This window comes from Neorhizobium petrolearium (assembly GCF_029854435.1).
Classification (GTDB): Bacteria; Pseudomonadota; Alphaproteobacteria; order Rhizobiales; family Rhizobiaceae; genus Neorhizobium; species Neorhizobium petrolearium.
Window position 1 is genome coordinate 926,737 of sequence record NZ_CP123000.1, and the last position, 25,458, is coordinate 952,194.

Genomic DNA, 25,458 nt, shown 5'->3' on the forward strand with positions numbered 1-25,458 from the left:
GGCCAGAGGGGGGTGTTCTTCGTATTCATCGGATATTAGACCTTCCCGCAAACTTATCCGTCGCGCGGATGAGCTGATCGGTAATCCCCGGCTCCGATACCGCGTGTCCCGCGCCCTCCACGATATGGAAATCAGCATCCGTCCAGACTTTCGAGAGCTGCCAGGCATATTTCAGCGGGCAGGGCATGTCGTAACGGCCGTGCACGATGACGCCCGGAATGCCCTTGAGCTTCGTCGCATCGCGCAAAAGCTGTCCGTCCTCCAGCCAGCCGGCGTTCATGAAGAAGTGGTTCTCGATGCGCGAAAACGCCAACGCGAAATGGTCGTCATCGTGGCTGGTCGCCAGTTGCGGGTCCGGCAGAAGCGTGATGGTCGAGCCTTCCCAGACGCTCCAGGCCTTGGCGCAGCGGATCTGCTCCGCCTTGTCGTCGCCGGTCAGCCGGCGGTGATAGGCAGCCATCATTTCGTGGCGCTCCTCCGGCGGAATGGGCGCGAGGAAGGCCTCCCACTTGTCCGGGAACATTTCCGAGACGCCGAACTGGTAGTACCAGTCGAGTTCCGGCCTGGTCAGCGTGTAGACGCCGCGGACCAGAAGTTCGCTCACGCGCTCCGGATGGGTTTCGGCATAGGCGAGCGCCAGCGTCGAACCCCAAGAGCCCCCGAAGACCTGCCATTTTTCCACCCTGACCATTTCCCGCAGGCGCTCGATATCGGCGACCAGATGCCAGGTCGTGTTGGCCTCCAGGCTGGCATGCGGCGTGGATCGGCCGCAGCCGCGCTGATCGAACAGCAAGACGTCATAGAGGTCTGGATTGAACAGCCGCCGCTGGTTCGGGTTGCAGCCGCCGCCCGGCCCGCCATGCAGGAAGACCGCGGGCTTGGCGCCGCGCGTGCCGACGCGTTCCCAATAGATCACATGGCCGTCGCCGACATCGAGATGGCCCGTCTCGTAGGGTTCGATCTCGGGATAGAGAGTGCGTAGCGCTTCAGTCATCGAAAAGTCCTTCATCAATCGCTTTTGCCTGCCGGCGGTCTGGAACGCAATTCAGTGCGTCATCTGAGGAATGCATAGGCGAGCACCGCGGCGGTGATGAGCACGACGATCGCACCCTTGGCGATCAGCCCGTAGAACAGCCATTTCGGCACCTTCAGGTTCGGGTTGCCGGTCACAGGTGGAGGCCTTTTTCCGGCCAGATTTCGGTATCGTGGTCGGGATGCTGGAAGGAGATGATCTGTTCCTGCTGCCGGTCGAAATCCGGATCTTCGAAGACCGGCTGGTCGAAGATCGTCTCAACCCAGGGCAGCCGGTACGCATAGTTGACCTGAATCTGCGGTGCGAGATCGGAACGGTCGTCGAAGGCGCCGATGGCGAGCTCGATTCCGTTCGGATGGCGGTAGGTCAGCGGCGTTCCGCAATGAGGGCAGAAGCCTCGGTCGATATTGACCGACGACTGGAAATAGCTCGGCTCGCCGCGCGTCCATTCCAGGCCCTCCGGCGGCACGGTGACCAGCGCGGAGAAGAAGGAGCCGAACTGTTTCTGGCACATGCGGCAATGGCAGATGGAAGGCCGCCCCAGCTTTCCATGGATGCGGAAGCGCACGGCGCCGCACTGGCAGCCGCCTGTTCTCTCTTGCTCAGTCATGCTTCTTCTCCTTCTGCCGGTTTTCCGGCGGCCAGGTTTCGGTATCGTGGTCCGGATGCTGGTAAGAGACGACGTCGGCGAGGAACGGGGCCGCCTCGATATCCTCCATCGTGTGTCGTCCGGGCAATTGATGCAGCCGGTCCACGAAGGGAAGCTTGGCCTCGATGCCATATTGCACGACGGGCGGCAGGGAGGCCGGATCGTCGAAGCTGCCGGCGGAAATCGCGATGCCGTCGTCCGCCTCGTAGGTCATCGGCGTGCCGCAATCCGCGCAGAAGCCGCGCCGCACATGATTCGACGACTGGAAATATTTGAGTTCACCGCGCGTCCAGGCAAGCTCCGCCTCACCGACGGCAACCAGCGGCGCATAATAGGCGCCGAAAGCCTTCTGGCACATGCGGCAGTGGCAGATCGATGAATCCTTCGGCTCGCCTTCCAGCCGGAAGCGGATCGCGCCGCACTGGCAACCGCCGGTTCGGACAATATCGCTCATGACTTCTCCTCCCATCGCTCCGGCGGCCAGACCCCGGTATCGTGATCCGGGTGCTGCCGGCTGCTCGCCGCGACCTTCTTTTCTTCGCTCGGCGTCATATCCATGGCCGTCTCGTGCGTCAGGTGATCCAGTTCGCCGAAAAAGGACATCTTGTGCACGAGATTGGTCTGCAGCCGGGGCTTGACGCTTTCCGGATCGTCCAGCGAACCGAGCGTGATGCTGATATGGTCGCTGCCGCCATCATAGAAGAGCGGCGTGCCGCATTTTCCGCAGAAGCCGCGCTTCACGGTTTCGGAGGAGTGAAACCAGGCCGGCTCGCCGCGGGTGAAGGAGAAGTTTTCCCACTTCACGCCACCGAGCGGCATGAAATAATTGCCTGCCGCTTTCTGGCACATGCGGCAGTGGCACAGATGCGGAAAACCGATCTCTCCTTCCGCACGGAAGCGCACCGCGCCGCACTGACACCCGCCGGTGTGGATATGGGTCATGGACGAGTCTCCTCTTCTCGTTCGTCATGCCATACGCCACACCCCTCTGCCCTGCCGGGCATCTCCCCCACAAGGGGGGAGATCGGCAAGAGGCTCCGGCTTCCCAGAACAGCATCCGGGGAGAGAACAATCTCGGCAACCTCAGACTCGGATTGAGAGCGGGACGTCGCTACTATCTGATCTCCCCCCTTGTGGGGGAGATGCCCGGCAGGGCAGAGGGGGGTAAGTGCCACCGAGAAAGCCATGCCGTTCTTCATCACCTAACCCTCCCCAACGATTTTCACGATATGCAAACAGACGTTGTCGATGTCCTTCAGGACGTCGTCATTCCAAAAGCGCAGGACGGTCCAGCCATCTTGTTCGAGCCGTTTGGTTCGATTGTCGTCGTAGCGAAGGTCGGCATCGTTGCCGTGCTGTGAACCGTCCACTTCCACGATCAGTTGATGCGCCGGACACGCGAAGTCGACGATGTAACCGGCGATCGGCACCTGGCGGCGGAAGCTCAGTCCCATCAGCCGGTGGGCGCGTAGCGCGTTCCAGAGCTTCAGCTCGGCATCGGTCATCGTCTTGCGCATGCGCTTGGCGTTTGCGCGGCGCTGAGGCGGGACAGGTGCATGCGGCATGTCATGCTCCTCACGGATCGTTTCCGGGCTGGCACCCCCCTCTGCCCTGCCGGGCATCTCCCCCACAAGGGGGGAGATCGGCAAGACGCGCCAGCTTCCCGAAAAACAGACCACCTTGGTTGTCTGCACGGCAAATCGGGACCTTTGCTGAGGGCGAGGCATGGCTATTATCCAATCTCCCTCCTTGTGGGGGAGATGCCCGGCAGGGCAGAGAGGGGTATATGCCGCAAGGGCGCCCATCCTACCGCTTCACCTCCCATTTGGTCATCCGTTCGCCGGTCGCGGGGTCCTTGCCGTCCTTGAGCTGGATACCCTCGGCGGAAAGCGTGTCACGGATCTTGTCGGCTTCGGCAAAATTCTTCGCCTTGAGGAGTTCGAGACGCGCCTTGACGCGCTGATCGATCTCGGCGGCGACGGCCTCGTCGATTTCCATCTTCTGCGGCAACACGCCGAGAAGGGCGGCGCTCGCCGCGAAGACGGGCAGCAGCGCCTTGTCGGCGTTGGCGTCCTGCGCCAGTCCATGCAGCGCCTGCACGGCAGCGACCGTGTTGAGGTCGTCCGCCAGCGCCTCCAGCACGACGTCGGCAGGGGCTGCATCCGAAGGGTCGGCCGCCGGCCATTTGGCGATGAGGCGTTCGGCTTCCTCCAGCCGCTTCACCGAAAAGTCGATCGGCTCGCGGTAGTGCGTCATCAGCATGGCGAGCCGGAGCACTTCGCCCGGCCATTGCCGACCGCCGAAGGTTTCGGTGTGCAGGAGGTCGTAGATGGTGATGAAATTGCCTTCGGACTTCGACATCTTGCGGCCTTCGACCTGCACGAAGCCGTTGTGCATCCAGACATTCGCCATCACCTGCGTGCCGTGGGCGCAACGCGATTGGGCGATCTCGTTCTCATGATGCGGGAAGATGAGGTCGAGCCCGCCGCCATGGATGTCGAACACCTCGCCGAGATAACGCTGGCTCATCGCCGAGCACTCGATATGCCAACCCGGACGGCCGCGGCCCCAGGGGCTCTCCCAGCCGGGCTCGTTGTGGGAGGAGAGCTTCCAGAGGACGAAATCGCCGGGATTCTTCTTGTGCGCATCGACGGCGACACGGGCGCCGGCCTGCTGCTCGTCGAGCGGGCGCTTGGAAAGCTGGCCGTAGTCGCGCATCGATTTCGTGTCGAACAGCACTTCGCCGGCCGCCACATAGGCATGGCCGCGCGCGATCAGTTGCTCGATGATCTCGATCATCTGGGAAATATTGTCCGTGGCGCGCGGCTCGACGGTGGGCATGAGGCAGCCGAGTGCGGCCACATCCTCGTGATACTGCGTCTCGGTCCGTTCGGTGACGGCGCGGATCGCCTCGTTGAGCGGCAGGCCGGGATGGTCGCGCAGCGCCCGGGCATTGATCTTGTCGTCCACGTCGGTGATGTTGCGAGCATAGGTGACGTGGTTTTCGCCGTAGACGTGGCGCAACAGCCGAAAGAGCACGTCGAAGACGATTGCAGGACGCGCATTGCCGATATGGGCGTAGTCGTAGACCGTCGGGCCGCAGACATACACGCGCACGTTCTGCGGATCGATCGGCGAAAACTCCGCCTTCTCGCGGGTCAGCGTATTGTAGAGCTTGAGCGTGACGCTCATCAAAAAATCTCCCAAAGCAAGCGGCCGGCAGAGCGGGATGCCGAAAAGTGTATGCGGTTTTCGGCCGACATCCCGCTCCGATCATTCGATAGGGAGCCGGATGATTTCGGGTTGAGACAACAAGAAATCATCCGGCTCCGGCCGGGTCGTTTGTCTTCAAGGCTTTTCGAGAGACGAAAACGGCCGGGCCAGCGGATGCGCTAGCGAATAATGATCCCGCAAATGGAAATCGCCGTTTTCATGTACGAGGTTATGGCGCGGGCGGGAACTTTGGTCAAGAGGCCTTGCCCGCGCCACGGGCGAATGCGTCAGGCTTTGTGGCCGATACCGTTCTTGAAGACGATAACCGGGAAGATCAGCATCGAGATGACGGTGAGGATCGAGCCGATCGCGGCCAGCGCCTCGCCGCCGGTGGAGACCGCGATCGCAATGCCGGGCACCAGACAGAGAACGCCGAGCACGGCGAAACCGAGATGGGCCTTCGACAGCATCGTGCCGGCGGCATTCGGCGTTACAGTGTAATAGAGGCCGAAGAGGCCGAGCGTCGTCCAGCCGACGAGATTCAGGTGTGCATGTGCCGGCGCCATCGTGTGATTGTGCGAGATCGACATCTGGATGCCCCAGAACATGCCGACGGTGACGCACAGCACCGCCGCGCCGAAGAAATAGAATGCGATATTTTTCATGCGATATCCCCCAAAGGCGTGATTCCTGCGTCCCACCGCAGGCGCCGCAGCATAGCGGAAATCAAGCAAGCGGAATACGGGGGGCGTGTGGTGGCATAAACCCGTGGGCAATATGGCTTCACGTGCGCCTGGAAGGGCGCGTGAGGTATTTCTTCGTCAGGATGGCTGTCGCGGCGATCAATACGGCAACGGCCGCGAGCGCGATCAACAGATGGATGTGGAGGTGCAGCCGGCCGAAAACGGCTTCGACGACGTTGCCGAGAAGAAAGCCGATTGCGGTGATGACCGTGCCCCAGATACTTGCGGCGACCAGGTTGAGCGCCAGAAACCGCAGTGCCGATACGGAGGAAAGGCCGATCGCGACCGGACTGATGATCCGGATCCCGTAGATGAAGCGGAAGGACAGGATGAAGCCGGTCGGATAGGTTTCCAGAAGGCGGGTGACGCGCCGCATCATGTCGGAGGCGGTGAATGTCTGGACGAAGCGAAGCCTGCTCGCGTATCGTCCGGCGAGGAAGAAGAACTGGTCGGCGACGAAAGAACCGAGCGATGCGGCCACCGCCGCCTGCCAGTACGGCATCAGGTGGCGATGCGCGAAGATTCCGCCGAGGAATGCGGCCGTCTCACCCTCGGCTCCCGCTCCGACGAAGACCGCGAGCGCTCCGTATTGCGTGATGAATTCTGCAAGCGACAATGGAGGAAGCGTCCCGGTACCCAATCGATGTCGGGCAAATTAGGCCCCCCGCTTCGAAGCTGCAAGCAGGAATGGTCCCTGCTCGCGATGGTTAGACCGTCTCACTCCGGCGACTTGAAATCCACGAAGCGGTTCTCGCGCACCACGAACAGCCGGCCGCTCTCCTTCATGTCGGGGGAGGCGAGGAAGAGGATTTTTTCGGCAATTTCGGAAGGATGCGGCAGCGTTTCGGGGTCCTCCCCCGGTACCGCCTGGGCGCGCATCGCCGTGCGGGTGGCGCCGGGATTGACTAGGTTGACCTTGAGTGGCGTATGCGCGGTCTCCTCAGCCCAGATGCGACCCATGTTTTCGACCGCTGCCTTGGACATTGCATAGGCGCCCCAGAAGGCGCGGGGATTGCTGGCGACACCCGACGACAGGAGAATGGCGCGGCCCGCATCGGATTTGACGAGCAGCGGCTCGACCGAGCGGATCAGCCGCCAGGTGGCGGTGACATTGGTCGTCATCACCTTTTCGAACACCTTGGCCTCGATATGGCCGAGCGGCGAGATGACGCCGAGGATGCCGGCATTCGCGACGAGGATGTCGAGCTTGCCCCAGCGCTCGAAGATCGAAGCACCGAGCCGGTCGATCGCCGCCATGTCGGTAAGGTCGAACGGGACGAGGGTGGCTGTGCCGCCGACCGCCTTGATCGCATCGTCGAGTTCCTCTAGCCCACCGACGGTGCGCGCGGTGGCGATCACATGCGCGCCGGCCTTTGCGAGCGCGAGCGCCGTGAAATAGCCGATGCCCCGCGACGCGCCGGTGACCAGCGCGATCCTGTTCTTCAAATCGATGTTCATCTGTTCACCTCACGGTCTCGCGGCATAAAAAGAAGGCTGCGTTGCCGCAGCCTTCTAAAGCGTTTGCCACTGAATGCAAACCGGTCCGTTTGCCTCAGCCGTTGCTGGCGAGAACCGAAACCTTGCGACCCATCGTCTCGCCATCCTTGTCGAGCAGGCGGGTGGGATAGGCGCCGGTGAAGTAATGATCGGTGAATTGCGGGCGTGCATCGTTGCGGTCCTCGCCGCCGACGGCGCGGTAGAGGCCGTTGATCGACAGGAACTCGAGCGAATCCGCGCCGATATATCGGCACATGGCGTCCAGGTTGTCGTATTGGTTGGCGAGAAGCTTTTCCCGGTCCGGCGTGTCGATGCCGTAGAAATCCGGGTAGTAGATCATCGGGCTCGCGACGCGGAAGTGTACTTCCCTGGCGCCCGCATCGCGGATCATCTGGACGATCTTCAACGAGGTCGTGCCGCGCACGATCGAATCGTCGACCAGCACGACGCGCTTGCCCTCGATCATCGCACGGTTCGCGGAATGCTTGAGCTTGACGCCGAAGGCGCGGATCTGCTGTGTCGGCTCGATGAAGGTGCGGCCGACATAGTGGTTGCGGATGATGCCGTATTCGAACGGAATGCCGCTTTCCTGCGCATAGCCGAGCGCCGCCGGCGTGCCGCCGTCCGGTACCGGCACCACGACGTCCGCTTCGACCGGCGCCTCCTTGGCGAGGTTGATGCCCATGTTCTTGCGCGCGACGTAGACGCTGCGGCCGCCAACGACCGAGTCGGGACGGGCGAAATAGACGTATTCGAAAAGGCAGAGGCGTTCCGGCTGTCCGTTGCCGGCCTTGCGGGCGTCGATGGTGATCGAGCCGTCCGGCTGGACTTCGCAGATGATGACCTCGCCGTTTTCCACGTCGCGGACGAATTTGGCGCCGATGATGTCGAGTGCGCAGGTTTCGGAAGCGAAGATCGGCTTGCCGTCGAGCTCGCCCATGACGAGCGGGCGGATGCCGATCGGATCGCGCGCCGCGATCAGCTTGGTCCGGGTCATCGCGACCATTGCGTAACCGCCTTCCATCTGGCGGATCGCATCGATGAAGCGGTCTGCCGTCGAGGTGTAGCGTGAGCGGGCGATGAGGTGGAGCACCACTTCAGTGTCGGAGGTCGACTGACAGATGGCGCCGCCGGCGATCAATTGCCGGCGCAGGGTCAGCCCGTTGGTGAAATTGCCGTTATGGGCGATCGCGATGCCGCCGACTTCGAGCTCGGCGAAAAGCGGCTGAACGTTGCGGAGCGCCACCTCGCCGGTCGTCGAATAGCGGTTGTGGCCGATGGCGATATTGCCGGGCAGGCGGGCAAGCGTGACTGGATCGGTGTAGTGGTCCCCGACAAGCCCCATGCGGCGTTCCGAATGAAAGCGCAGGCCGTCGAAGGAGACGATGCCGGCCGCCTCTTGGCCGCGATGCTGGAGCGCGTGCAGGCCGAGCGCCGTCAGCGTCGCCGCTTCGGGATGGCCCAGGATGCCGAAAACGCCGCATTCTTCGCGAAGCGTATCGCCATCCCATTCATGGACGCTTTTTTCGTCAAACGTCTCGGAAACCGGCTCGCTCATCTTGGCCCCTTATCCTTCGGACAACCGTCCCTGTCGGAAAAATGGAAAGGCCGGCCGGGGAAAACCTCCCCGGAACCCAGCCCGCTCTTACCTGAATTCGAATGTTACCACAAATGGTGATGTTTTGCGCTGCATCAAGCGCAACAAAGCGTCAATTATTTGTCGCAGGCGCATCCTCTGCCGGCGGCTGGTCCTGTCCGGCGGCGCCCTCGGCGGGCGCTGCCTCGCGGCCCAGGATGCGTGCGCGGATCTGCGGCTCGATATCGTCGGGCAGCACGGCTTCGAGGCGCGCGACGAGCGTGTCGAGGAAAGGCTTGGATTTCGCCTGCGTGACCCAGGCCGGCTGCGCATTCGCGGCCACGAGCCAGTTCCAGAAAGCGACGGCGACGACGAGCAGCAGGATGCCGCGGGCGGCCCCGAAGAGGAAGCCCAGCGTCCGATCCAGCGCGCCGACGCGGCTGTCGATGATGAAATCGGCGATGCGGGTCGTGATGAACGAGATGACGATCAGCGCGATCAGGAAGATGATGCCGGCGGACGCGGCAATCGCGATGCGGTCATCCGCGGTATAGTTCTTCGCGTAGGGGAGAAGCAGCGGATAGAGGTAATAGGCCGCCGCGACGGATCCCACCCAGCTTGCGATCGACAGCACCTCCCGCGAAAAGCCGCGAACCATGGCGAGCACGGCGGAAAACAGCGTCACGCCGATGACGATACCGTCGAAAATCGTAATGGGCATATATTACTCCAAGACTTGCCGGATTATGCCGGCGCCCCGCCTCAAGGCAGCCGTCATACAACAGCGGACCTGTTAACGGAAGATCAATCATCTTCCGGTGCTTGCCGTAACCTTGCCGATGAGCCTGCGATGCGTGCCACCAGGTCCGGCAGGTCGTCGATCTCGGTCCAGCGACCGCCCGTACCTTTCGGCACTTCGGCGGATGCTGCCGGCAGCATGGCCCCGGCAAAACCAAGTTTCTCAGCCTCCTTAAGGCGTTGCGCCGTTTGTGAAACCGGTCGCACCGCCCCTGAGAGGCTGATTTCGCCGAAATAGACGCAATCGGCGGGCAGGGCAAGACCGGCAAGCGAGGAGACCAGTGCAGAGGCGACGGCAAGGTCGGCCGCCGGCTCGGAGATGCGGTAGCCGCCTGCCACGTTCAGATACACATCATGCTGGCCGAGCTTCACGCCGCAATGGGCCTCCAGCACGGCGAGAATCATCGAAAGCCTGGACGAATCCCAGCCGACCACCGCACGGCGCGGTGTTCCGAGCGAGGTCGGCGCCACCAGCGCCTGCACCTCGACAAGCACGGGTCGCGTCCCTTCCATGCCGGCGAAGACAGCCGCGCCCGGCGCCTTTGCATTGCGTTCGCCGAGGAAGAGTTCGGACGGATTGGAGACTTCGCGCAAGCCCTTGTCGGACATTTCGAAGACGCCGATCTCGTCGGTTGGGCCGAATCGGTTCTTGACGGTCCGCAGGATGCGGTAGTGATGGCCGCGGTCGCCCTCGAAATAGAGGACGGCATCGACCATGTGCTCGACGACGCGCGGGCCGGCGATCTGGCCTTCCTTGGTGACGTGCCCGACGAGAACCATGGCCGCACCCGTCTGCTTGGCGAAGCGGATCATCGCCTGCACGCCGGTGCGCACCTGGGTGACGGTGCCCGGTGCCGAATCAGCGGTGTCGCTCCAGAGCGTCTGGATCGAATCGATGATGACGAGATCGGGCCGCTTGCCCTCGGAAATGGTGGCGAGGATGTCCTCGACATTGGTTTCGGCGGCGAGCAACACTTCGGTATTGGCGGCATCCAGCCTCTGAGCGCGAAGCCGCACCTGCGCCACGGCCTCCTCGCCCGAAACATAGATGATGCGATGCCCGCGGCGGGAGAGGGCCGCCGCCGCCTGCATCAGCAGCGTCGACTTGCCGATGCCGGGATCACCGCCGATAAGCACGGCCGAACCGCGCACGAAACCGCCGCCGGTCGCCCGGTCGAGTTCGGAAATGCCGGTATGGATGCGCGGCGCCTGTTCGGTCTCCCCGGAAAGCGTGGTGAGTGCCACCGCACGGCCCTTCTTCGGTGCGCGGCCGGGACCGCCGCCGATGCCGCCCATCGGGTCTTCCTCGACGATCGTGTTCCATTCGCCGCAGCCATCGCACTTGCCGGCCCAGCGGCTGTGCACCGTGCCGCAGTTCTGGCACACGAATTGGGTCTTGGGTTTTGCCATGAAATTGAGTTGCCGTCTTCAAACACTCACAAAATCCGCCAAGAACAAAAGCGGAACATTTGTTCTTGTACTCCGGAAATATCACTGCTGGCAAGGAGGAGTGGAAACTATTCGGGATAGATATACCGCCGCTCGTAGCGCAACCCGAGGCCGGTCAGGAGTTCGTAGCCGATCGTGCCGGCGGCCCGCGCCACGTCGTCGAGAGGCATGTTGGGACCGAAAAGCTCGATATAGTCGCCGGTGCGGATATCGGATGCCGGAACATCCGTCACGTCGAAGATCGTCAGGTCCATGGTGACGCGGCCGATCACCGGCACCCTGTGACCGGCGATGAAGCCGAAGGCGCCGGAAGAGCCGCCGGTGCGGATCGGCACGCCCGAGCCGGAGAGAGAGCGGAGATAGCCGTCGGCGTAACCGGCGGAGACGATGGCAAGCCTGCTCTCGCGCGAAAGCTGATGGGTGGCGCCGTAGCTGACCGTGCCGCCCGCGGCGGCGTCGCGGACCTGGATGACCCGCGCCTCCGCCTTCACCACCGGCTTGAGCGGCATCATGCCGCCGACGGATTCGCCGCCATAAAGCGCAATGCCGGGGCGGGTGAGGTCGAAATGATATTCGGGGCCCAGGAAGATTCCGGCGGAAGCCGAAAGACTTGATTCGATGCCTTCGAAGGCGGCGCTAACCTGCTGGAACAGTTCGAGCTGCTGCCGGTTGAGGGGCGAGGCCGGGTTGTCGCCGCTGTGAAGATGCGACAGCACCAGAACCGGCGAGAAGCCTGCGGGCCGCGAGACGTCGCCTGCAAGGGCAAGCGCATCCTCGAATGAAAGGCCGAGCCGATTGAAGCCGGTATCCACCTGCAGGGCGCAGGGGTGGTCTCCATGTTCCGATACGACCGACATCCAGAAGGCAAGCTGTTCTTCGGAGGCCAGCACCGGCACGAGGTCGTTCTCGAAGAACATCTGCTCCTGGCCGGGCCAGATGCCGGAAAGCACGTAGATGCGGGCGTCTGGCGCATAGCTGCGCAGCGTCACGCCTTCCTGGGCGACCGCGACGAAGAAGTCCCGCGCGCCGGCTTCATAAAACGCCGTGCCGCAATCCTCGATGCCGAGACCGTAGGCGTCCGCCTTGACGACAGCCGCGGTGCGCACCCTTCCCGAGCGTCGTTGCATCTCCCGCCAGTTGTCGGAAAGCGCTGCGAGATCGACCGTCAGCCGGACGGGCGCGACGTCGAAATCGCCGGAGGGAGAAGGATCGCTGTCGAAATCGGTCATTTTACACGTCGGCCATGCTGAGGAATGTTCCTGCGATCCTATCCGTTTCGAAGGCGGGAAAAAGGCCGCCATGCGAAAAACCTTCGCACTGCACAATCTTTTGGGGCGAGAGCATCCGGATTGGCCTTAGCCTTGGGCAGCCGCCAGGCATGAACGCGACAGGATTTCCGTCATGCTTCTCCGATGGCGCAGATCCGGAGATCACGACAGGGCGAAGATCTTCACTTCCCTTTCGACGCCCTGAAGTTCCTCCATCCGAGAAACCGATGCGATGCCGTTGTTTCTTAAGATCTCTGAAACCTGGGCGTTTTCGACGACGGCCTCCGTGGTGAGGATCACATAGGGATCGGCAAGGCCCTGTACGCGGGAGGCGATATTGACGGTCTGGCCGAAATAGTCCTGCCGGTCGTTCAGGTTGACTGCGAGGCATGGCCCCTCATGGATACCGATCTTCAGGAGAAGGTCCTCGCGACCGTGCTCGGCATTCAGCCGAAGCATCGCTTCCCGCATCCGCAGCGCGGACGCCACCGCACGATCCGGGCTCGAGAATGTCGCCATCACGGCGTCGCCTATGGTCTTGACCACCGCTCCGGATTCCGTGGCGATGATCTCGTGAAGAACCTTGAAATGTGCTCTCACCAGATCGAAGGCGGCCAGATCTCCGACGCGCTCGTAGAGAGCGGTTGACCCTCTTAAATCGGTGAAGAGGAATGTCAGGCTGGTGATCCTTAGACGCTGGTCGATATCAAGCGTGTCGGTCCGATAGATGTCCCGGAAGCTCTGGTTTGTCAGAAGTCGCTTGGCTGTCAGGAACGGTCGCCTGCGGCCCAGCAGGTCGTGCAGCTGCTCTCCGGCGATGCAGACATTGGGGAGCACTCTGCGGTCGGTGTGATTCTCGATCGTGAGCCGCAGTAAGCCGGGACGGAGGGTAAGCGTTTCGTTCGGTGCATAATCCCGACTGATGAACATTGAGAGGTTCTGACGTTCGTCGGTTGGCTCACCCTTCACGTCGATGAACTGCGCCGAATGTGTGACGGCATCGAAGATGATGACGAATTGCGCCGGCAGTTGTAGCGAGACGAAGGCCTTCTCGCCCGGATCCAACTCGATCATCTCCAGTAGAATGCGTGCGAAGCTCGCTTCCAGGTTCTCGGGCAGGTCGACTCCCGAGCTGAAGAATATCTGACGGTAGTATTCAAGCGGAGGCAAGCGGTCGGGCTCGTGGGCAGCAATGCGGCGCACTCTCGGGCTGACCGTGAACGTCACCTCGACCATCTCGTCGAGAGTTGGCTCATATCCGGCCGCGCAGAGCGCGCAATGGTACGTTCCCCGATCGACCGCTTTCAAGTTGGCGCCGGTTTCAAGGACGCCGCCGCATCCAGGGCAGAGGACATTCCAGGTCATCTCGAATGTGCCTATGCGCGCCGCATGGAGAAACGCCGCGATCGTTTTTTCTTCATCGAGATGATGGGTGTCGGCGAAGGCAAACACATTGATGCGGTTGAGATCGCGATCCGAGCCATGCATGACCACTTGCTCGATACACTCAACCGCCTGCGGGTCAGCCGCCTGTCGCAGGGCTGCAAAAAGCACGTCCACTTCGCTCATCGGACAAGTCTCTGGCGCGGAAGGCCATGGCGGATGATGTCCGCAATGACGCATTATACCACGGGAATTCCCGTGATAGAACCTTGATGCCTGGACGCCTGCTCCCCGGGACGATCTGCTTGGGCTTCCTGCAGTTTCCCTATCCCGGCAATCCTTGCGGATGTGTCTTGGGTTGAGCTTCGGTCTGCTGGCTTTTGCTACACAATGCAGCCCAGGCGGGGTAGAGCGCCGAACCCGATCAATGCTCTTCGTACTGGGTGAAGCTCGGGTCGGCCAGATCGGCGAAGCGGGTGTATTCCGACTGGAAGGCGAGCTTGACGGTGCCGGTCGGTCCGTGGCGCTGCTTGGCGATGATGACGTCCGCCGTGCCCTTCACCTTGTCCATATGGGCTTCCCATTCCGGATATTTCGGATCGGCCGGATCGCGTGGTTCCATGTTCTTGACGTAATATTCCTCGCGGAACACGAAGAGCACCACGTCGGCATCCTGCTCGATCGAGCCGGATTCGCGAAGGTCGGAGAGCTGCGGGCGCTTGTCGTCGCGGCTTTCGACCTGACGCGAGAGCTGCGACAGCGCGATGATCGGCACGTTCAGTTCCTTGCCGAGCGCCTTGAGGCCGGTGGTGATCTGGGTGATTTCCTGCACGCGGTTGTCGCCGGATTTTCCGGCGCCGGTCATGAGCTGGATATAGTCCACCACAAGGCAATCGAGGCCGCGCTGGCGCTTCAGGCGGCGGGCGCGGGCGGACAGCTGGGCGATCGAGATACCACCGGTCTGGTCGATGAAAAGCGGCACCTTCTGCATCATCTGGCTGCAGGCGACGAGCTTTTCGAAATCGGCCTCGGTAATGTCACCACGGCGGATTTTCGACGACGAGACCTCTGTCTGCTCGGAGATGATACGGGTTGCGAGCTGTTCGGCCGACATTTCGAGCGAATAAAAGCCGACGACGCCGCCATTCTTCGCCTTGAACGTTCCGTCCGGCATGACCTCGGGCTCGTACGCGGCTGCAATATTGTAGGCGATGTTGGTGGCGAGCGAGGTCTTGCCCATGCCGGGACGCCCGGCGAGAACGATCAAGTCTGAGCGCTGCAGCCCGCCCATCTTGGCATCGAGCGACATGATGCCGGTCGAAATGCCGGAGAGATGCCCGTCGCGCTCGAAGGCGGCACCCGCCATGTCGATCGCCAGCGCCACCGCGTCGTTGAAGGACTGGAAGCCGCCGTCGTAGCGGCCGTTCTCGGCAAGCTCGAAGAGGCGGCGCTCGGTATCCTCGATCTGTGTCTGCGGCGGCATGTCGAGCGGCGCGTCATAGGCGATGTTGACCATGTCCTCGCCGATGGTGATCAGCGCGCGCCTGAGCGCCAGATCGTAGATCGCCCGGCCGTAGTCCTCGGCGTTGATGATCGACACGGCTTCGGCCGCGAGACGGGCGAGATATTGCGCCACGGTCAAGTCGCCGACCTTCTCCTCTGCCGGCAGGAAGGTCTTGATCGTCACCGGATTGGCGGTCTTGCCCATGCGGATGATGTCGCCTGCCACCTCGAAGATCTTGCGGTGCAGGGGCTCGTGGAGGTGGACGGGCTTCAGAAAATCCGAGACGCGATAATAGGCGTCGTTATTGACCAGGATCGCGCCCAAAAGCGCCTGTTCGGCTTCGATATTGTTCGGAGCTTCGCGGTAATGGGGTTCCGCATCCTTGTTGCTGAGCGCTGTCAGCTTGCGTGCGACGTCCTGCATGTCTTCCAATCATGTATTTTTTGAATCGGGCGCGATCCTACAGCACTTTGCAGACGATGGATGGGCGATCCCGGCAGAATCTTCAGAATCCATCGATCTCCACAGTCATCGCTTGAGCTTGTGGATAAAACGCACCGAACCGAACAAGATGATTTGACCGTGGCAAAACTGTTCAACCCTTTGCCACGGCCATGAAGAATAAGTCTTCTGCAGATTCGCTACAAGGCGGGTTGCATGCGATGGCCGGCGAACTGGTGAAGAAGCACGGGAACGATCAACGCCAATCCGATCAGCGACGACATCAGTTCCGGCACCACGAGAAGGACTGCCGCGATGACGAGAAGCAGCCGCTCCCAGGCTGCCGTCCTGACGAGCAGCCATCCCGAAAGCGCCGAACCGAGGCAGGTGATGCCGAGCACACAGCCGATGAAGGCGATGAGGAAGTTGCTCCAGGTGAAATTCGCGGTGACCAGCAGCAGCGACGGAGAGAAGACGAAGACGAACGGCACCAGAACCTTGCCGAGCCCCAGCCGGAAGGCCGTGTTGCCGGTCTTGAACGGATCGGCGCCCGCCATGCCCGCCGCCGCGTAGGCCGCGAGCGCCACGGGCGGCGTGATGTCGGCAAGCACGCCGTAATAGAAGACGAAGAAATGCGCGACGATCGGCTCGACCCCGAGAAGTCCGAGCGTCGGGGCGGCGATCGTCGCCATGATGATGTAGTTCGCCGTCGTCGGGATGCCGCAGCCCATGAGGATGCAGACGACACCGGTCATGATGAGCGTGAAGAGCAGCGTCAGCGTCTGCGGCCCGAACCAGGCGGCCGGCACGAGTGTGCCGACGAAGGTAGCCATCTGCGCGGCGGTCGAGGTGACGATATAGGAGATCTTGAAGCCGACGCCGGTCAGCGTCACGACGCCGACGATGATGCCGACAGTCGCTGCGGCGGCACCGACCGCGAGCGCATATTTGGCGCCGTCGCGCAAGCCTTCGAACACTTCCGTGAAGGACATGCGCCGGCGCGGGTTGAGGAGGCCGACGGCGACGCAGAGCGTGATGCCCCAGAAGGCCGCGAGATAGGGCGTATAGCCGGAAAGCAGCACGCCGATCAGCACGACGAGCGGAATGACGGTCGGCCAGTCGCGCTTGAATGCCTCCTTGAGATCAGGCAGTTCTTCGCGCGTCATGCCGCGCAGGCCATTGCGCTTGGCCTCGAAATGCACCTGGATCAGCACGCCGAAGAAATGCATGAAGGCCGGCACGATCGCGGCAAGGATAATGGTCGTGTAGGGCAGGTTCAGGAATTCGATCATCAGGAAGGCGGCCGCGCCCATGATCGGCGGCGTGATCTGCCCGCCCGTCGAGGATGCCGATTCCACCGCCGCCGCAAAGGTCCGCTTGTAACCGAGCCGGATCATTGCCGGGATCGTCAGCGATCCGACCGTGACGGTATTGGCGACGGACGAGCCGGAGATCATGCCGAACAGCGCCGAGCCGAAGATCGACACCTTGGCAGGCCCGCCGGCATAACGCCCGGCGACCCAGGCGGCGCAATCGAGAAAGAGCTGGCCAAGCCCGATGCGGGTCGCGAAGACGCCGAACAGCACGAAATGGAAGACATAAGTCGCGACGACCCCGAGCGCGATGCCGTAGATGCCCTGGGTCGTGAGATAGAGATGGTTGATGAGCTGCGAGAACGTGGCGCCCGGATGCACCAGGATGCCGGGCATCGACGGTCCCCAGATGGAATAGGCCATGAAGAGAAGGGCGATGATCGGCAGCGGCCAGCCGACGGAACGGCGGGTCGCCTCCAGCAGCACCAGAACCAGGATGCCGCCGAGCACCACGTCGGTCGTCGTCGGGTTGCCGACGCGGAAGGCGAGGTCATCCAGCGGAATGAAGGGGACATGCAGCACGGCGACCACCGCGCCGGCCGCCAGCGCCCAATCGATCAGCGAAATCCCGAGCGGGCGGACGAGGCTCGATTGCGCCGGCTGGTCGTATCCGCGCCGCGTGAACGGGAAGACGAGGAAGATCAGCCCGAGCACAAAGGAGAGGTGGATGCCGCGATGGACGACTTCCGAAAGCAGGCCGAAACCGGCGGTATAGTAGTGGAAAATGGAGAGCGTCACCAGCAGCACGCCCACCAGGCGGGCGGCCATCGGCGAGAGCGGCCGGAAGCGGATCTCCGAGTCGAACTTCTCCTCCAGTTCGCGCGCCTTCGCCTCGTCCAGTTCCAGGGGAGCAATCTTGCCCTCGTCGTCCGCCGCCATGTCGTTTTTCCCTTGATATATTTATCTTGTTCCAGACGGAAAACGGCGGTCCGCCCGCTGCCGACCGCCGCCATTCCAGTCAAGGAGAGATATCGTCCTTACTTGAGGACGCCGGCTTCCTTGTAGAAGCGCTCGGCGCCCGGATGCAGCGGAATGCCGAGGCTGGTAACGGCATTCTGCAGCGTGATCATCTTGCCCTTCGCGTGGCCGGCGTCGAGTGCGGCGCGCGTCGCATCGTTCCACATCACCTTGGTGATGTTGTAGACGAGATCGTCAGACTGCTTGGCGCTGGTGACCCACTGGGCCGCGACCGAGATCGTCGGGGTTTCGCCGACCCCCTGATAGGTGTCTGCGGGGACGGTATCCTTCGAGAAGAACTTGTATTCCGAAAGCATCTTGTCCGCTTCCGGACCGGTGATCGGCACGAGCGAAATGCCGGCCGAGGTGGCGAGTTCGGAAATCGCTCCGGTCGGATAGCCGCCGACGAAGAAATAGGCGTCGAGGCCGCCGTCGCGCAGGCGCTCGCCGGCTGGACCGGGCTTCATGTGCTCGGCCTTGATGTCGCTTTCGCTGAGGCCATAGGCGGCCAGGACGATGCGGGCATCGACGATCGTGCCCGAGCCGGGTTCGTCGATCGAGACTCGCTTGCCCTTGAGATCGGCGACGGACTTGATGCCGGCGTCCTTGCGGGCGACGAGATGGATGGTTTCCGGGTAGAGCGTCGCGATCAGGCGCAGGTCCTCCACCTTGCCCTTGCCCTCGTAGAGGCCGGTGCCGCTATGGGCCCAGTAGGCGACGTCCGACTGGGAGAAGCCCGATTCCATCGAACCGCCCTGGATGGCGTTGATGTTTGCGACGGAACCGTTGGAGGCGACGGCCGTCGCCACGAGGCCCTGGACGCCCTTGTCGCCGGCGCCCGAAATCGCGTTGGCGATGAGGCCGCCGATCGGATAGTAGGTGCCGGCCGTGCCGCCCGTGCCGATCCGGAAGAAGGCCGGCGATTGAGCTGCCGCGAAGCCGATGCCTGCAGCCGCGAGGCCGATCATGGCGCCGATAGCGAGGAGGTTCTTTCTGATGGTCATTGTTTCTCCCTTTCTCTTGTTTCGGTCACCATGAAGAAAGTCAGGCTTGCATGTCAACCACTTCCGGCTGTCGTTCACGTCTTCCTGCTTCGCGCAGGAGGCTATGACCGCCGGCATGGCTACCCATGCAGCCTGGCTTGCCGAAGTCTCGTAGAGCTTCGATAAAAAAAGCCCCCGGCGTGAGCCGAGGGCCTGAGAAACCTGCAATCCGAAATGCGATCAGGCTTCTTCGCCTTCTTCGCGATCGGCATCCGGATCGAAGAAATCTTCCGGACGCAGTGCATCCTCATCGACGCCGTAGATGGCGTCGACGGAGGTAAGGCTCTCACCCTTGGCCTGGCGCCCTGCTTCTTCCGGCGAACGGGCGACGTTCACTTCGACGGCGATCTCGACTTCCGAATGCAGGTGCAGCGTGACCTTGTGCAGGCCGATCGCCTTGATCGGGTGGTTGAGATCGAGCTGGTTGCGGCCGATGCTGAAGCCTTCGGCGGCAAGAGCATCGATGATGTCGCGGGCAGCGACAGAACCATAGAGCTGGCCGGTTTCGCCGGCGGCGCGGACGATGATGAAAGACTTGCCGTCGAGCACTTCGGCAACCTTCTGGGCTTCGCCCTTGCGCTCCAGGTTGCGGGCTTCGAGCGTGGCGCGCTCGGATTCGAAACGCTTCTTGTTGGCGTCATTGGCGCGCAGCGCCTTGCCCTGCGGCAGCAGGAAGTTACGGGCGTAACCGTCGCGAACCTTCACGACTTCGCCCATCTGGCCGAGCTTCGGTACACGTTCAAGCAGGATGACTTGCATGTTTGGTTTCCTTTCTAGGTCTCAATTCTTGTTTTCGTCGGGATTGATCGGGCCTCTTGCCGGCGTGAGCGCGATCGTCCGCCGCGTGTCGGACAGGCCGAGCACGAGGACGATGATTGCCGGCAGGAGAAGCATGGAAGATAGGTAGCAGAGGACGAGGACCGGCAGCCGCCAGTCCTTGCCCTGGCTGCGGAAATGGATCGAGGCGAAGCCTGCCATCAGGAAGCCGGCGCCGAACGTGCCGCAGATCACGGCGCCGATCATCGCCGGAACACCGCCCACGAAGGTGAGCACGATGCCGGCGAGGAAGATGAAGATCGCATGGCGGTTCATGCGAAGCGCGGAGGGCATGTCCTCGCGGGGGCGCAGAGCCCGGCCGGAACGGGAGACGATGCGCACGGCGATATAGAAGGCCGCAAACAGAAGCATGACCCAGATGCCACCCTGTACCAGCGGCAGCATCAGCACGATCATCGCCTTGGTCTGCGCCAGGCTGGCCGCGTCGGGCGTGAAGGCGGGTTCCTGGGTCTGCAGGGACGACATCATCGCATCGACCATCTGGCCGGTAAGTTCCGGGCCGTAGCCGATCACCACGCCGAGCGCGATGACGGCGATCGTCACCAGGCCGCAAAGATGCAGCAGGATGTCCGAAATCGGATACCAGGCCATCAGGTTGTCCGGACCGCCGAGTTCGGTGGCCGGGCGCGCCAGGTTGGCGAGGTGGCTGAGCCAGCCCGCCGGGATCAGGGTGAAGATCGCCATGGCGAGCGCAAAGAGCGGCGAAACCAGGACGGCGCCGAGCGCGGCTGCCGTCACGATGCCGACGATGGCGGCGCGATTGCCCCAGCCGAGGCCGGCGATCAGAATGGGAAGTGCGGAGGCGGCATAAAGAAGCGACGCAAAGGACGACTGTGCATTCGCACCCAGCACCAGCAGGGCGGCGGCAATGCCGGCAAGGATGCCGATCGGCAATATGCTTTGTTTCTTGGTCGTCACGGTCTCGCTGTCCTGCCATTCAAGCAGTTAGGGGAGGCAACCTGATTCTCTGTCTCAGGTCCTTCATCCCCAACATGGGATTTGTCGGAGTTCCGATCCGCGCCCATCGCGGAAGGGAGATCCGACCCTCTGGTTTGGGACCGGAGGGTCGGAAATTCACATTACGCTACGACGTAAGGCAGCAGGCCGAGGAAGCGGGCGCGCTTGATCGCCTGGGCGAGTTCGCGCTGCTTCTTCTGGGAAACGGCCGTGATGCGGGACGGAACGATCTTGCCGCGCTCGGAAATGTAGCGCTGCAGCAGGCGCACGTCCTTGTAGTCGATCCGCGGCGCATTGGCGCCCGAGAACGGGCAGGTCTTGCGGCGGCGGTGGAACGGACGGCGTGCCGGGGAGGAGGATACGTCAGCCATGGTGTTTTCTCCTTATAGCCGATTACGCTTCACGCGGCGGGCGCGGGGCGCGCTCGAAGCCGCCTTCACGCGGCGGGCGGTCGCCGAATTCACGACGCGGCGGGCGGTCGCCGAATTCGCGGCGCGGGCCACGGTCGTCGCCATCGCGGCGCGGACGGTCGTCGCGGTCACGCTTCTGCATCATCGCAGACGGGCCTTCCTCATGCTTGTCGACGGCGATCGTCATGTAGCGGAGGACGTCTTCGTTGATGCGCATCTGGCGCTCCATCTCATGCACGGCGGCAGCCGGAGCATCGATGTCCATCAGTGCGTAATGAGCCTTGCGGTTCTTCTTGATGCGGTAGGTGAGGGACTTGAGGCCCCAGTTTTCTACGCGCCCGACCTTGCCGCCGTTAGCTTCGAGGACGCCCTTGTACTGTTCGACGAGGGCATCAACCTGCTGCTGCGACATATCCTGCCGGGCAAGGAATACGTGTTCGTAAAGAGCCATGTAAGCTTTGCCTTTTCTTGCGGTTGTGTATCACCCGGACTCGGCGGCTAAGCCTCAACGACTGCTCCTGAAAGACTGAAAAGCCAAGCAAGAAAAGTTGTTTGATCGAGACGGTCGAGAGCGGAGACACGGGAGGCTTGGACCTTGTGGTCCCTGCGGTTTCCCTCGGGAAACCTGCCCTCCGTTCAGCCACCAGCCAGAAGACCGGGTGTTTCGAACAGCGCGCTTATACGGATTTTTGGGCGGATGGCAAGGGGCGTGGTGAATTGCCTCCCGACGGGCGGCGGATTTGCGTGACGTCATGTGATCACGGCCTTGTGTTCGGCGAAATGTAACCTGAGCCCCGCGCGATGCGTAACCGGATTGACGCCAGGCAGAAGCCACATCCTGACCGGTTTCCGCTGACGTCCGGATGGCTGCCGTTTTGACCTGAAGTGTCAACGGAGCCGGGGCTGAACCATTGGAGGGTGAACATGAGAAATATTGTGCGCTCGATGCGGATTTTAAGCGCGTCGGCATTCGTTCTGCTGGTTTCGACGGCGGCCGGCGCCGTTGAGCTGAAAGCCTACGACCAGAAATCGTTCGAGGCCGCTCAAAAGGCAGGAACGCCGGTCATTGTCGATATCTGGGCAAGCTGGTGCCCGACATGCGCGGCGCAGCAGCCGATCATCGAGAAGCTGACCTCTTCATCCGATTTCTCGGACCTGACGATTTTCCGGGTCGATTTCGACAAGCAGAAGGACGTCGTCAGATCCTTCAAAGCTCAAAGTCAGTCGACGCTCATCGCCTTCAAGGGCGATAGCGAGACCGCCCGCTCGGTTGGAGATACAGATGCCAAGTCGATCGAGAAGCTGTTCAGATCCACATTGAAGAAGAATTAGGCCATGGGCACATCACTGGTTTTCGCCGCCCTCGCGGGTGTGCTGTCGATCCTCTCGCCCTGCGTTCTGCCCCTGGTTCCGATCGTTCTCGCCAGTGCGACGGGCAAGCACCGTTACGCCCAGGTGGCGCTCGCTTCGGGACTGGCCGGTTCATTCGTTGTGATCGGCATGTTCGTGGCGCTTGTCGGCTTTGGCCTCGGGCTCGATCTTGTGTTCTTTCGCCAGATCGGCGCGTTGGTGATGATCCTGTTCGGCGTGGTCCTCCTGGCCCCGGCTATGCAGGTTCGCCTCGCCGCCGCAGCGGGGCCGGTGGGCAACTGGACGGAGCGCCGCTTCGGCGGCTTTGACGACCGGGGTTTGACAGGCCAGTTTCTCGTCGGGGTCCTTCTGGGCGCGGTCTGGAGCCCGTGTGTCGGCCCGACGCTCGGCGCGGCGTCGCTGATGGCGGCGCGCGGCGAGAACCTCGGTGAGGTTTTCCTGACCATGGCGGCATTCGGACTTGGCGCGGCAGCCCCGCTTCTTCTGCTCGGACGGCTGTCGAGGGATATCGTGCAGCGTTGGCGCGACCGGATGCTGAATTTCGGCAAGATTGCCAAGGGCTTTCTCGGCATGGTCCTGCTGGTGGTCGGCTTCGCCGTCCTGACGGGCGTGGACAAGACCATCGAGGCGGCGCTCGTCGCGGCATCTCCGGACTGGCTGACGCGGCTCACGACGAGCTTTTGAGAGCCGGACCCGTCCCACGTCGCAAGGCGGGTCTGCCTGTTCCGCTTACAGCGTCATGGGATATTGCCGATAAACCCCGGCAATATCCTTCGTCACGTCTTCGGAGAGCCTCACTTCCGCCGCGCCGATATCCGTCTTCAGTTGCGCCATCGAGGTTGCGCCGATGATGACCGAGGCCATGAAGGGGCGCGAGAGGCAGAAGGCGAGCGCCATCTGCGCCATGTCGAGCCCGTGTTTTTCCGCGACCTTCGCATAGGCTTCCACGGCCGGCTCCTGCATCGGCTGCAGGCGGCCGCCGAGGTCCGTATTGATCGTGGCGCGGGAGCCCGCAGGGCGTGCGCCGTTCCGGTATTTGCCGGTGAGGATGCCGGCGGCGAGCGGCGAATACGCCATCAGCCCGACATTCTCGTGATGTGCGACTTCCGCAAGGTCGGTATCGAACTGGCGGTAGAGCAGGCTATATTCGTTCTGGATCGAGGCGACGCGCGGCAGGCTCTTTTCGTCCGAAAGCCTGAGGTATTTCAGCGTACCCCAGGCGCTTTCGTTGGAAAGGCCGATCGCGCGGATCTTGCCCGCCTTCACCAGATCGCCGAGTGTCTCGAGGATTTCGGCGATCTCGACCGCCGCCTTCTCCCGATCCTGAGCGAAGGCGTCGAAGGACCATAGATTGCGAAAATGATAGGTGCCGCGGTTCGGCCAGTGGATCTGGTAGAGGTCGAGATAGTCGGTCTGCAGGCGTCTCAGGCTGGCATCGAGTGCCTCGCGGATCGTCGCGGCCGAGATATCGCGGCCGCCGCGGATATGCGGCCGGCCGCTTCCGGCGATCTTGGAGGCGAGGATGATGTCCTTGCGCTTACCGCTCTTCCCGAGCCAGGTCCCGATGATTTCTTCCGTACGGCCGTAGGTTTCGATGCTGACCGGCGTCGTCGGGTAGAGTTCGGCCGTATCGAAGAAATTCACGCCCTGGTCGAACGCATGATCCATCTGCTCATGGGCTTCCGCTTCCGTATTCTGCGTGCCCCAGGTCATGGTGCCGAGGCAGATTTCGGACACGGTGATATCCGTGCGGCCCAGTCTCTTATATTTCATGAAAGGAATCCTGATCTTGGAAGGTCGGCCGGACTTTAAGCGGGATTTGACATAGCGCAAGGGGGACAACCGGGCCTCGGGAACCTTCGAGATTGGCCTTGCCCTTGACTCAGGAAGCCCAAATGTGAATGGAGAGGCAAACATAAGGGAAGGAAATCATCCCCATGGGCACTTCAGCGAGCATCGCATTCACATTCCCCGGTCAGGGCAGCCAGTCCGTCGGCATGGGCAAGGAGTTGGCGGACGCTTATCCCGAAGCCCGCGCGGTTTTCCAGGTGGTCGACGATGCGCTCGGCCAGAAGCTCTCCGATATCATGTGGAACGGGCCGGAAGAGACGCTGACGCTGACGGCCAACGCGCAGCCGGCGCTGATGGCCGTTTCGATGGCTGCGATCCGCGTCATGGAAGCGCGTGGGTTGAACCTTGTCGAAAAGGTCGCCTATGTGGCCGGCCATTCGCTCGGCGAATATTCCGCGCTCTGCGCGGCGGGCACCTTCTCGCTTGCCGATACCGCCAGGCTGCTCCGCATCCGTGGCGACGCCATGCAGACGGCGGTGCCGGTAGGGCAGGGCGCCATGGCGGCAATCCTTGGTCTGGAGCATGGCGATGTGGAAGCCGCCTGCGCCGATGCGCGTGATGCCGGGGTCTGCCAGATCGCCAACGACAACGGCGGCGGTCAGCTCGTGATTTCCGGTTCGAAGGCGGCCGTCGAGAAGGCGGCGGCGCTCGCGACCGAAAAGGGTGCCAAGCGCGCCATCATGCTGCCGGTCTCCGCGCCGTTCCACAGCGACCTGATGGCACCGGCCGCCGATGCCATGCGCCATGCGCTGGACAGGGTGGAAAAGAAGAACCCGGTCGTACCGGTCGTCGCCAATGTCCGCGCGGCACCCGTCTACGATGCAGACGAGATCGCCAAGCTGCTCGTCACCCAGGTGACCGGCCAGGTGCGCTGGCGCGAGACGGTGGAGTGGTTCTCCGCCAATGGTGTCACGACGCTTTACGAGATCGGTTCGGGAAAAGTGCTGACCGGCCTTGCCCGCCGCATCGACAAGAATATTTCCGGCATTGCCATCAATACGCCAGCCGATATCGACGCGGCGCTCGCCGCTATCCTCGGCTGATTGGGAAAAGCGAATAACGAATAGGGAGTGGCGAATAGTAAAGAGATGGCGATGATGCGATG

Annotated in this window: 25 protein-coding genes; 3 read left to right on the forward strand and 22 right to left on the reverse strand. The window is 62.4% G+C overall.

Translation table 11 applies throughout. From position 1 onward, the window contains the following. Positions 1 to 25: 25 nt before the first annotated feature. The 21 genes from pip to rpsF all read right to left on the reverse strand — a co-directional run bounded on the left by pip (position 26) and on the right by rpsF (position 21,582). A complete protein-coding gene (gene pip, locus QEO92_RS04835; RefSeq protein ID WP_227702349.1) occupies positions 26 to 994 on the reverse strand; it encodes a prolyl aminopeptidase in 969 nt (322 codons plus the stop codon). Positions 995 to 1,166: 172 nt separating this feature from the next. After that, positions 1,167 to 1,643, reverse strand: a complete 477-nt coding sequence (locus QEO92_RS04840; RefSeq protein WP_227702350.1) for a GFA family protein — start codon at positions 1,641 to 1,643, stop codon at positions 1,167 to 1,169. Further along, entirely contained in the window at positions 1,636 to 2,136 is a 501-nt protein-coding gene (locus QEO92_RS04845) for a GFA family protein (protein ID WP_037150475.1), read from the reverse strand. The genes QEO92_RS04840 and QEO92_RS04845 overlap by 8 nt, the downstream gene beginning before the upstream one ends. Beyond that, positions 2,133 to 2,624 carry a GFA family protein gene (locus QEO92_RS04850; protein ID WP_227702351.1) on the reverse strand — a complete coding sequence of 164 codons (492 nt, stop codon included), beginning with the start codon at positions 2,622 to 2,624 and terminating at the stop codon, positions 2,133 to 2,135. Before QEO92_RS04850 ends, QEO92_RS04845 begins: the two co-directional genes overlap by 4 nt. 260 nt (positions 2,625 to 2,884) lie before the next feature. Beyond that, positions 2,885 to 3,247 carry an endonuclease domain-containing protein gene (locus QEO92_RS04855; protein ID WP_037150480.1) on the reverse strand — a complete coding sequence of 121 codons (363 nt, stop codon included), beginning with the start codon at positions 3,245 to 3,247 and terminating at the stop codon, positions 2,885 to 2,887. Between the two features lie 241 nt (positions 3,248 to 3,488). Further along, positions 3,489 to 4,874, reverse strand: coding sequence for a cysteine--tRNA ligase (gene cysS / locus QEO92_RS04860; protein WP_227702352.1), 1,386 nt, complete (start codon positions 4,872 to 4,874; stop codon positions 3,489 to 3,491). A gap of 308 nt (positions 4,875 to 5,182) precedes the next feature. Continuing rightward, on the reverse strand, positions 5,183 to 5,560 hold the full coding sequence (locus tag QEO92_RS04865) for a hypothetical protein (RefSeq protein ID WP_227702353.1): 378 nt from the start codon (positions 5,558 to 5,560) through the stop codon (positions 5,183 to 5,185). A gap of 118 nt (positions 5,561 to 5,678) precedes the next feature. After that, a complete protein-coding gene (locus QEO92_RS04870; protein WP_227702354.1) occupies positions 5,679 to 6,254 on the reverse strand; it encodes a DedA family protein in 576 nt (191 codons plus the stop codon). 101 nt (positions 6,255 to 6,355) lie between these two features. Beyond that, complete coding sequence (locus QEO92_RS04875) at positions 6,356 to 7,096, reverse strand: SDR family NAD(P)-dependent oxidoreductase (RefSeq protein WP_227702355.1); 741 nt, start codon at positions 7,094 to 7,096, stop codon at positions 6,356 to 6,358. Positions 7,097 to 7,190: 94 nt separating this feature from the next. Continuing rightward, positions 7,191 to 8,693, reverse strand: coding sequence for an amidophosphoribosyltransferase (purF, locus tag QEO92_RS04880; RefSeq protein WP_037150490.1), 1,503 nt, complete (start codon positions 8,691 to 8,693; stop codon positions 7,191 to 7,193). Positions 8,694 to 8,844: 151 nt separating this feature from the next. After that, entirely contained in the window at positions 8,845 to 9,432 is a 588-nt protein-coding gene (locus tag QEO92_RS04885; RefSeq protein WP_227702356.1) for a CvpA family protein, read from the reverse strand. Between the two features lie 83 nt (positions 9,433 to 9,515). Next, positions 9,516 to 10,919: a DNA repair protein RadA gene (gene radA / locus QEO92_RS04890; RefSeq protein WP_037150494.1), complete on the reverse strand. Its 1,404-nt coding sequence runs from the start codon at positions 10,917 to 10,919 to the stop codon at positions 9,516 to 9,518. A 107-nt stretch (positions 10,920 to 11,026) separates the two neighbouring features. Beyond that, positions 11,027 to 12,187, reverse strand: coding sequence for an alanine racemase (gene alr / locus QEO92_RS04895; protein ID WP_227702357.1), 1,161 nt, complete (start codon positions 12,185 to 12,187; stop codon positions 11,027 to 11,029). 201 nt (positions 12,188 to 12,388) lie between these two features. After that, positions 12,389 to 13,795 (reverse strand): adenylate/guanylate cyclase domain-containing protein, encoded by a 1,407-nt coding sequence (locus QEO92_RS04900; protein ID WP_227702358.1) that lies wholly within the window; start codon positions 13,793 to 13,795, stop codon positions 12,389 to 12,391. A gap of 238 nt (positions 13,796 to 14,033) precedes the next feature. After that, a complete protein-coding gene (locus QEO92_RS04905; RefSeq protein ID WP_037150500.1) occupies positions 14,034 to 15,536 on the reverse strand; it encodes a replicative DNA helicase in 1,503 nt (500 codons plus the stop codon). 218 nt (positions 15,537 to 15,754) lie between these two features. After that, a complete protein-coding gene (locus QEO92_RS04910) occupies positions 15,755 to 17,806 on the reverse strand; it encodes a TRAP transporter permease (RefSeq protein ID WP_227702359.1) in 2,052 nt (683 codons plus the stop codon). A 98-nt stretch (positions 17,807 to 17,904) separates the two neighbouring features. Further along, entirely contained in the window at positions 17,905 to 18,888 is a 984-nt protein-coding gene (locus tag QEO92_RS04915) for a TAXI family TRAP transporter solute-binding subunit (protein WP_037150504.1), read from the reverse strand. A gap of 219 nt (positions 18,889 to 19,107) precedes the next feature. Then, the gene (gene rplI, locus QEO92_RS04920) at positions 19,108 to 19,686 is read right to left on the reverse strand and encodes a 50S ribosomal protein L9 (protein WP_227702360.1); all 579 of its coding nucleotides are present in this window, start codon (positions 19,684 to 19,686) and stop codon (positions 19,108 to 19,110) included. A 21-nt stretch (positions 19,687 to 19,707) separates the two neighbouring features. Continuing rightward, entirely contained in the window at positions 19,708 to 20,682 is a 975-nt protein-coding gene (locus QEO92_RS04925; protein ID WP_037150508.1) for a YybS family protein, read from the reverse strand. Between the two features lie 161 nt (positions 20,683 to 20,843). After that, the gene (gene rpsR / locus QEO92_RS04930; protein ID WP_037150511.1) at positions 20,844 to 21,092 is read right to left on the reverse strand and encodes a 30S ribosomal protein S18; all 249 of its coding nucleotides are present in this window, start codon (positions 21,090 to 21,092) and stop codon (positions 20,844 to 20,846) included. A 22-nt stretch (positions 21,093 to 21,114) separates the two neighbouring features. Continuing rightward, a complete protein-coding gene (gene rpsF, locus QEO92_RS04935; protein WP_037150513.1) occupies positions 21,115 to 21,582 on the reverse strand; it encodes a 30S ribosomal protein S6 in 468 nt (155 codons plus the stop codon). A 473-nt stretch (positions 21,583 to 22,055) separates the two neighbouring features. Here rpsF and QEO92_RS04940 point away from each other — a divergent pair, with 473 nt between their 5' ends. Together QEO92_RS04940 and QEO92_RS04945 are read left to right on the forward strand one after the other, a co-directional pair. Next, positions 22,056 to 22,463, forward strand: coding sequence for a thioredoxin family protein (locus QEO92_RS04940; RefSeq protein ID WP_227702361.1), 408 nt, complete (start codon positions 22,056 to 22,058; stop codon positions 22,461 to 22,463). 3 nt (positions 22,464 to 22,466) lie between these two features. Next, on the forward strand, positions 22,467 to 23,186 hold the full coding sequence (locus tag QEO92_RS04945; protein WP_037150519.1) for a cytochrome c biogenesis CcdA family protein: 720 nt from the start codon (positions 22,467 to 22,469) through the stop codon (positions 23,184 to 23,186). Positions 23,187 to 23,231: 45 nt separating this feature from the next. On the opposite strand, the gene QEO92_RS04950 is transcribed toward QEO92_RS04945, so the two are convergent. Further along, a complete protein-coding gene (locus tag QEO92_RS04950) occupies positions 23,232 to 24,275 on the reverse strand; it encodes an aldo/keto reductase (protein WP_227702362.1) in 1,044 nt (347 codons plus the stop codon). Positions 24,276 to 24,439: 164 nt separating this feature from the next. On the opposite strand from QEO92_RS04950, the gene fabD reads away from it, so the two are divergent. Further along, positions 24,440 to 25,396, forward strand: a complete 957-nt coding sequence (gene fabD, locus QEO92_RS04955; RefSeq protein ID WP_037150522.1) for an ACP S-malonyltransferase — start codon at positions 24,440 to 24,442, stop codon at positions 25,394 to 25,396. Positions 25,397 to 25,458: the final 62 nt, after the last annotated feature.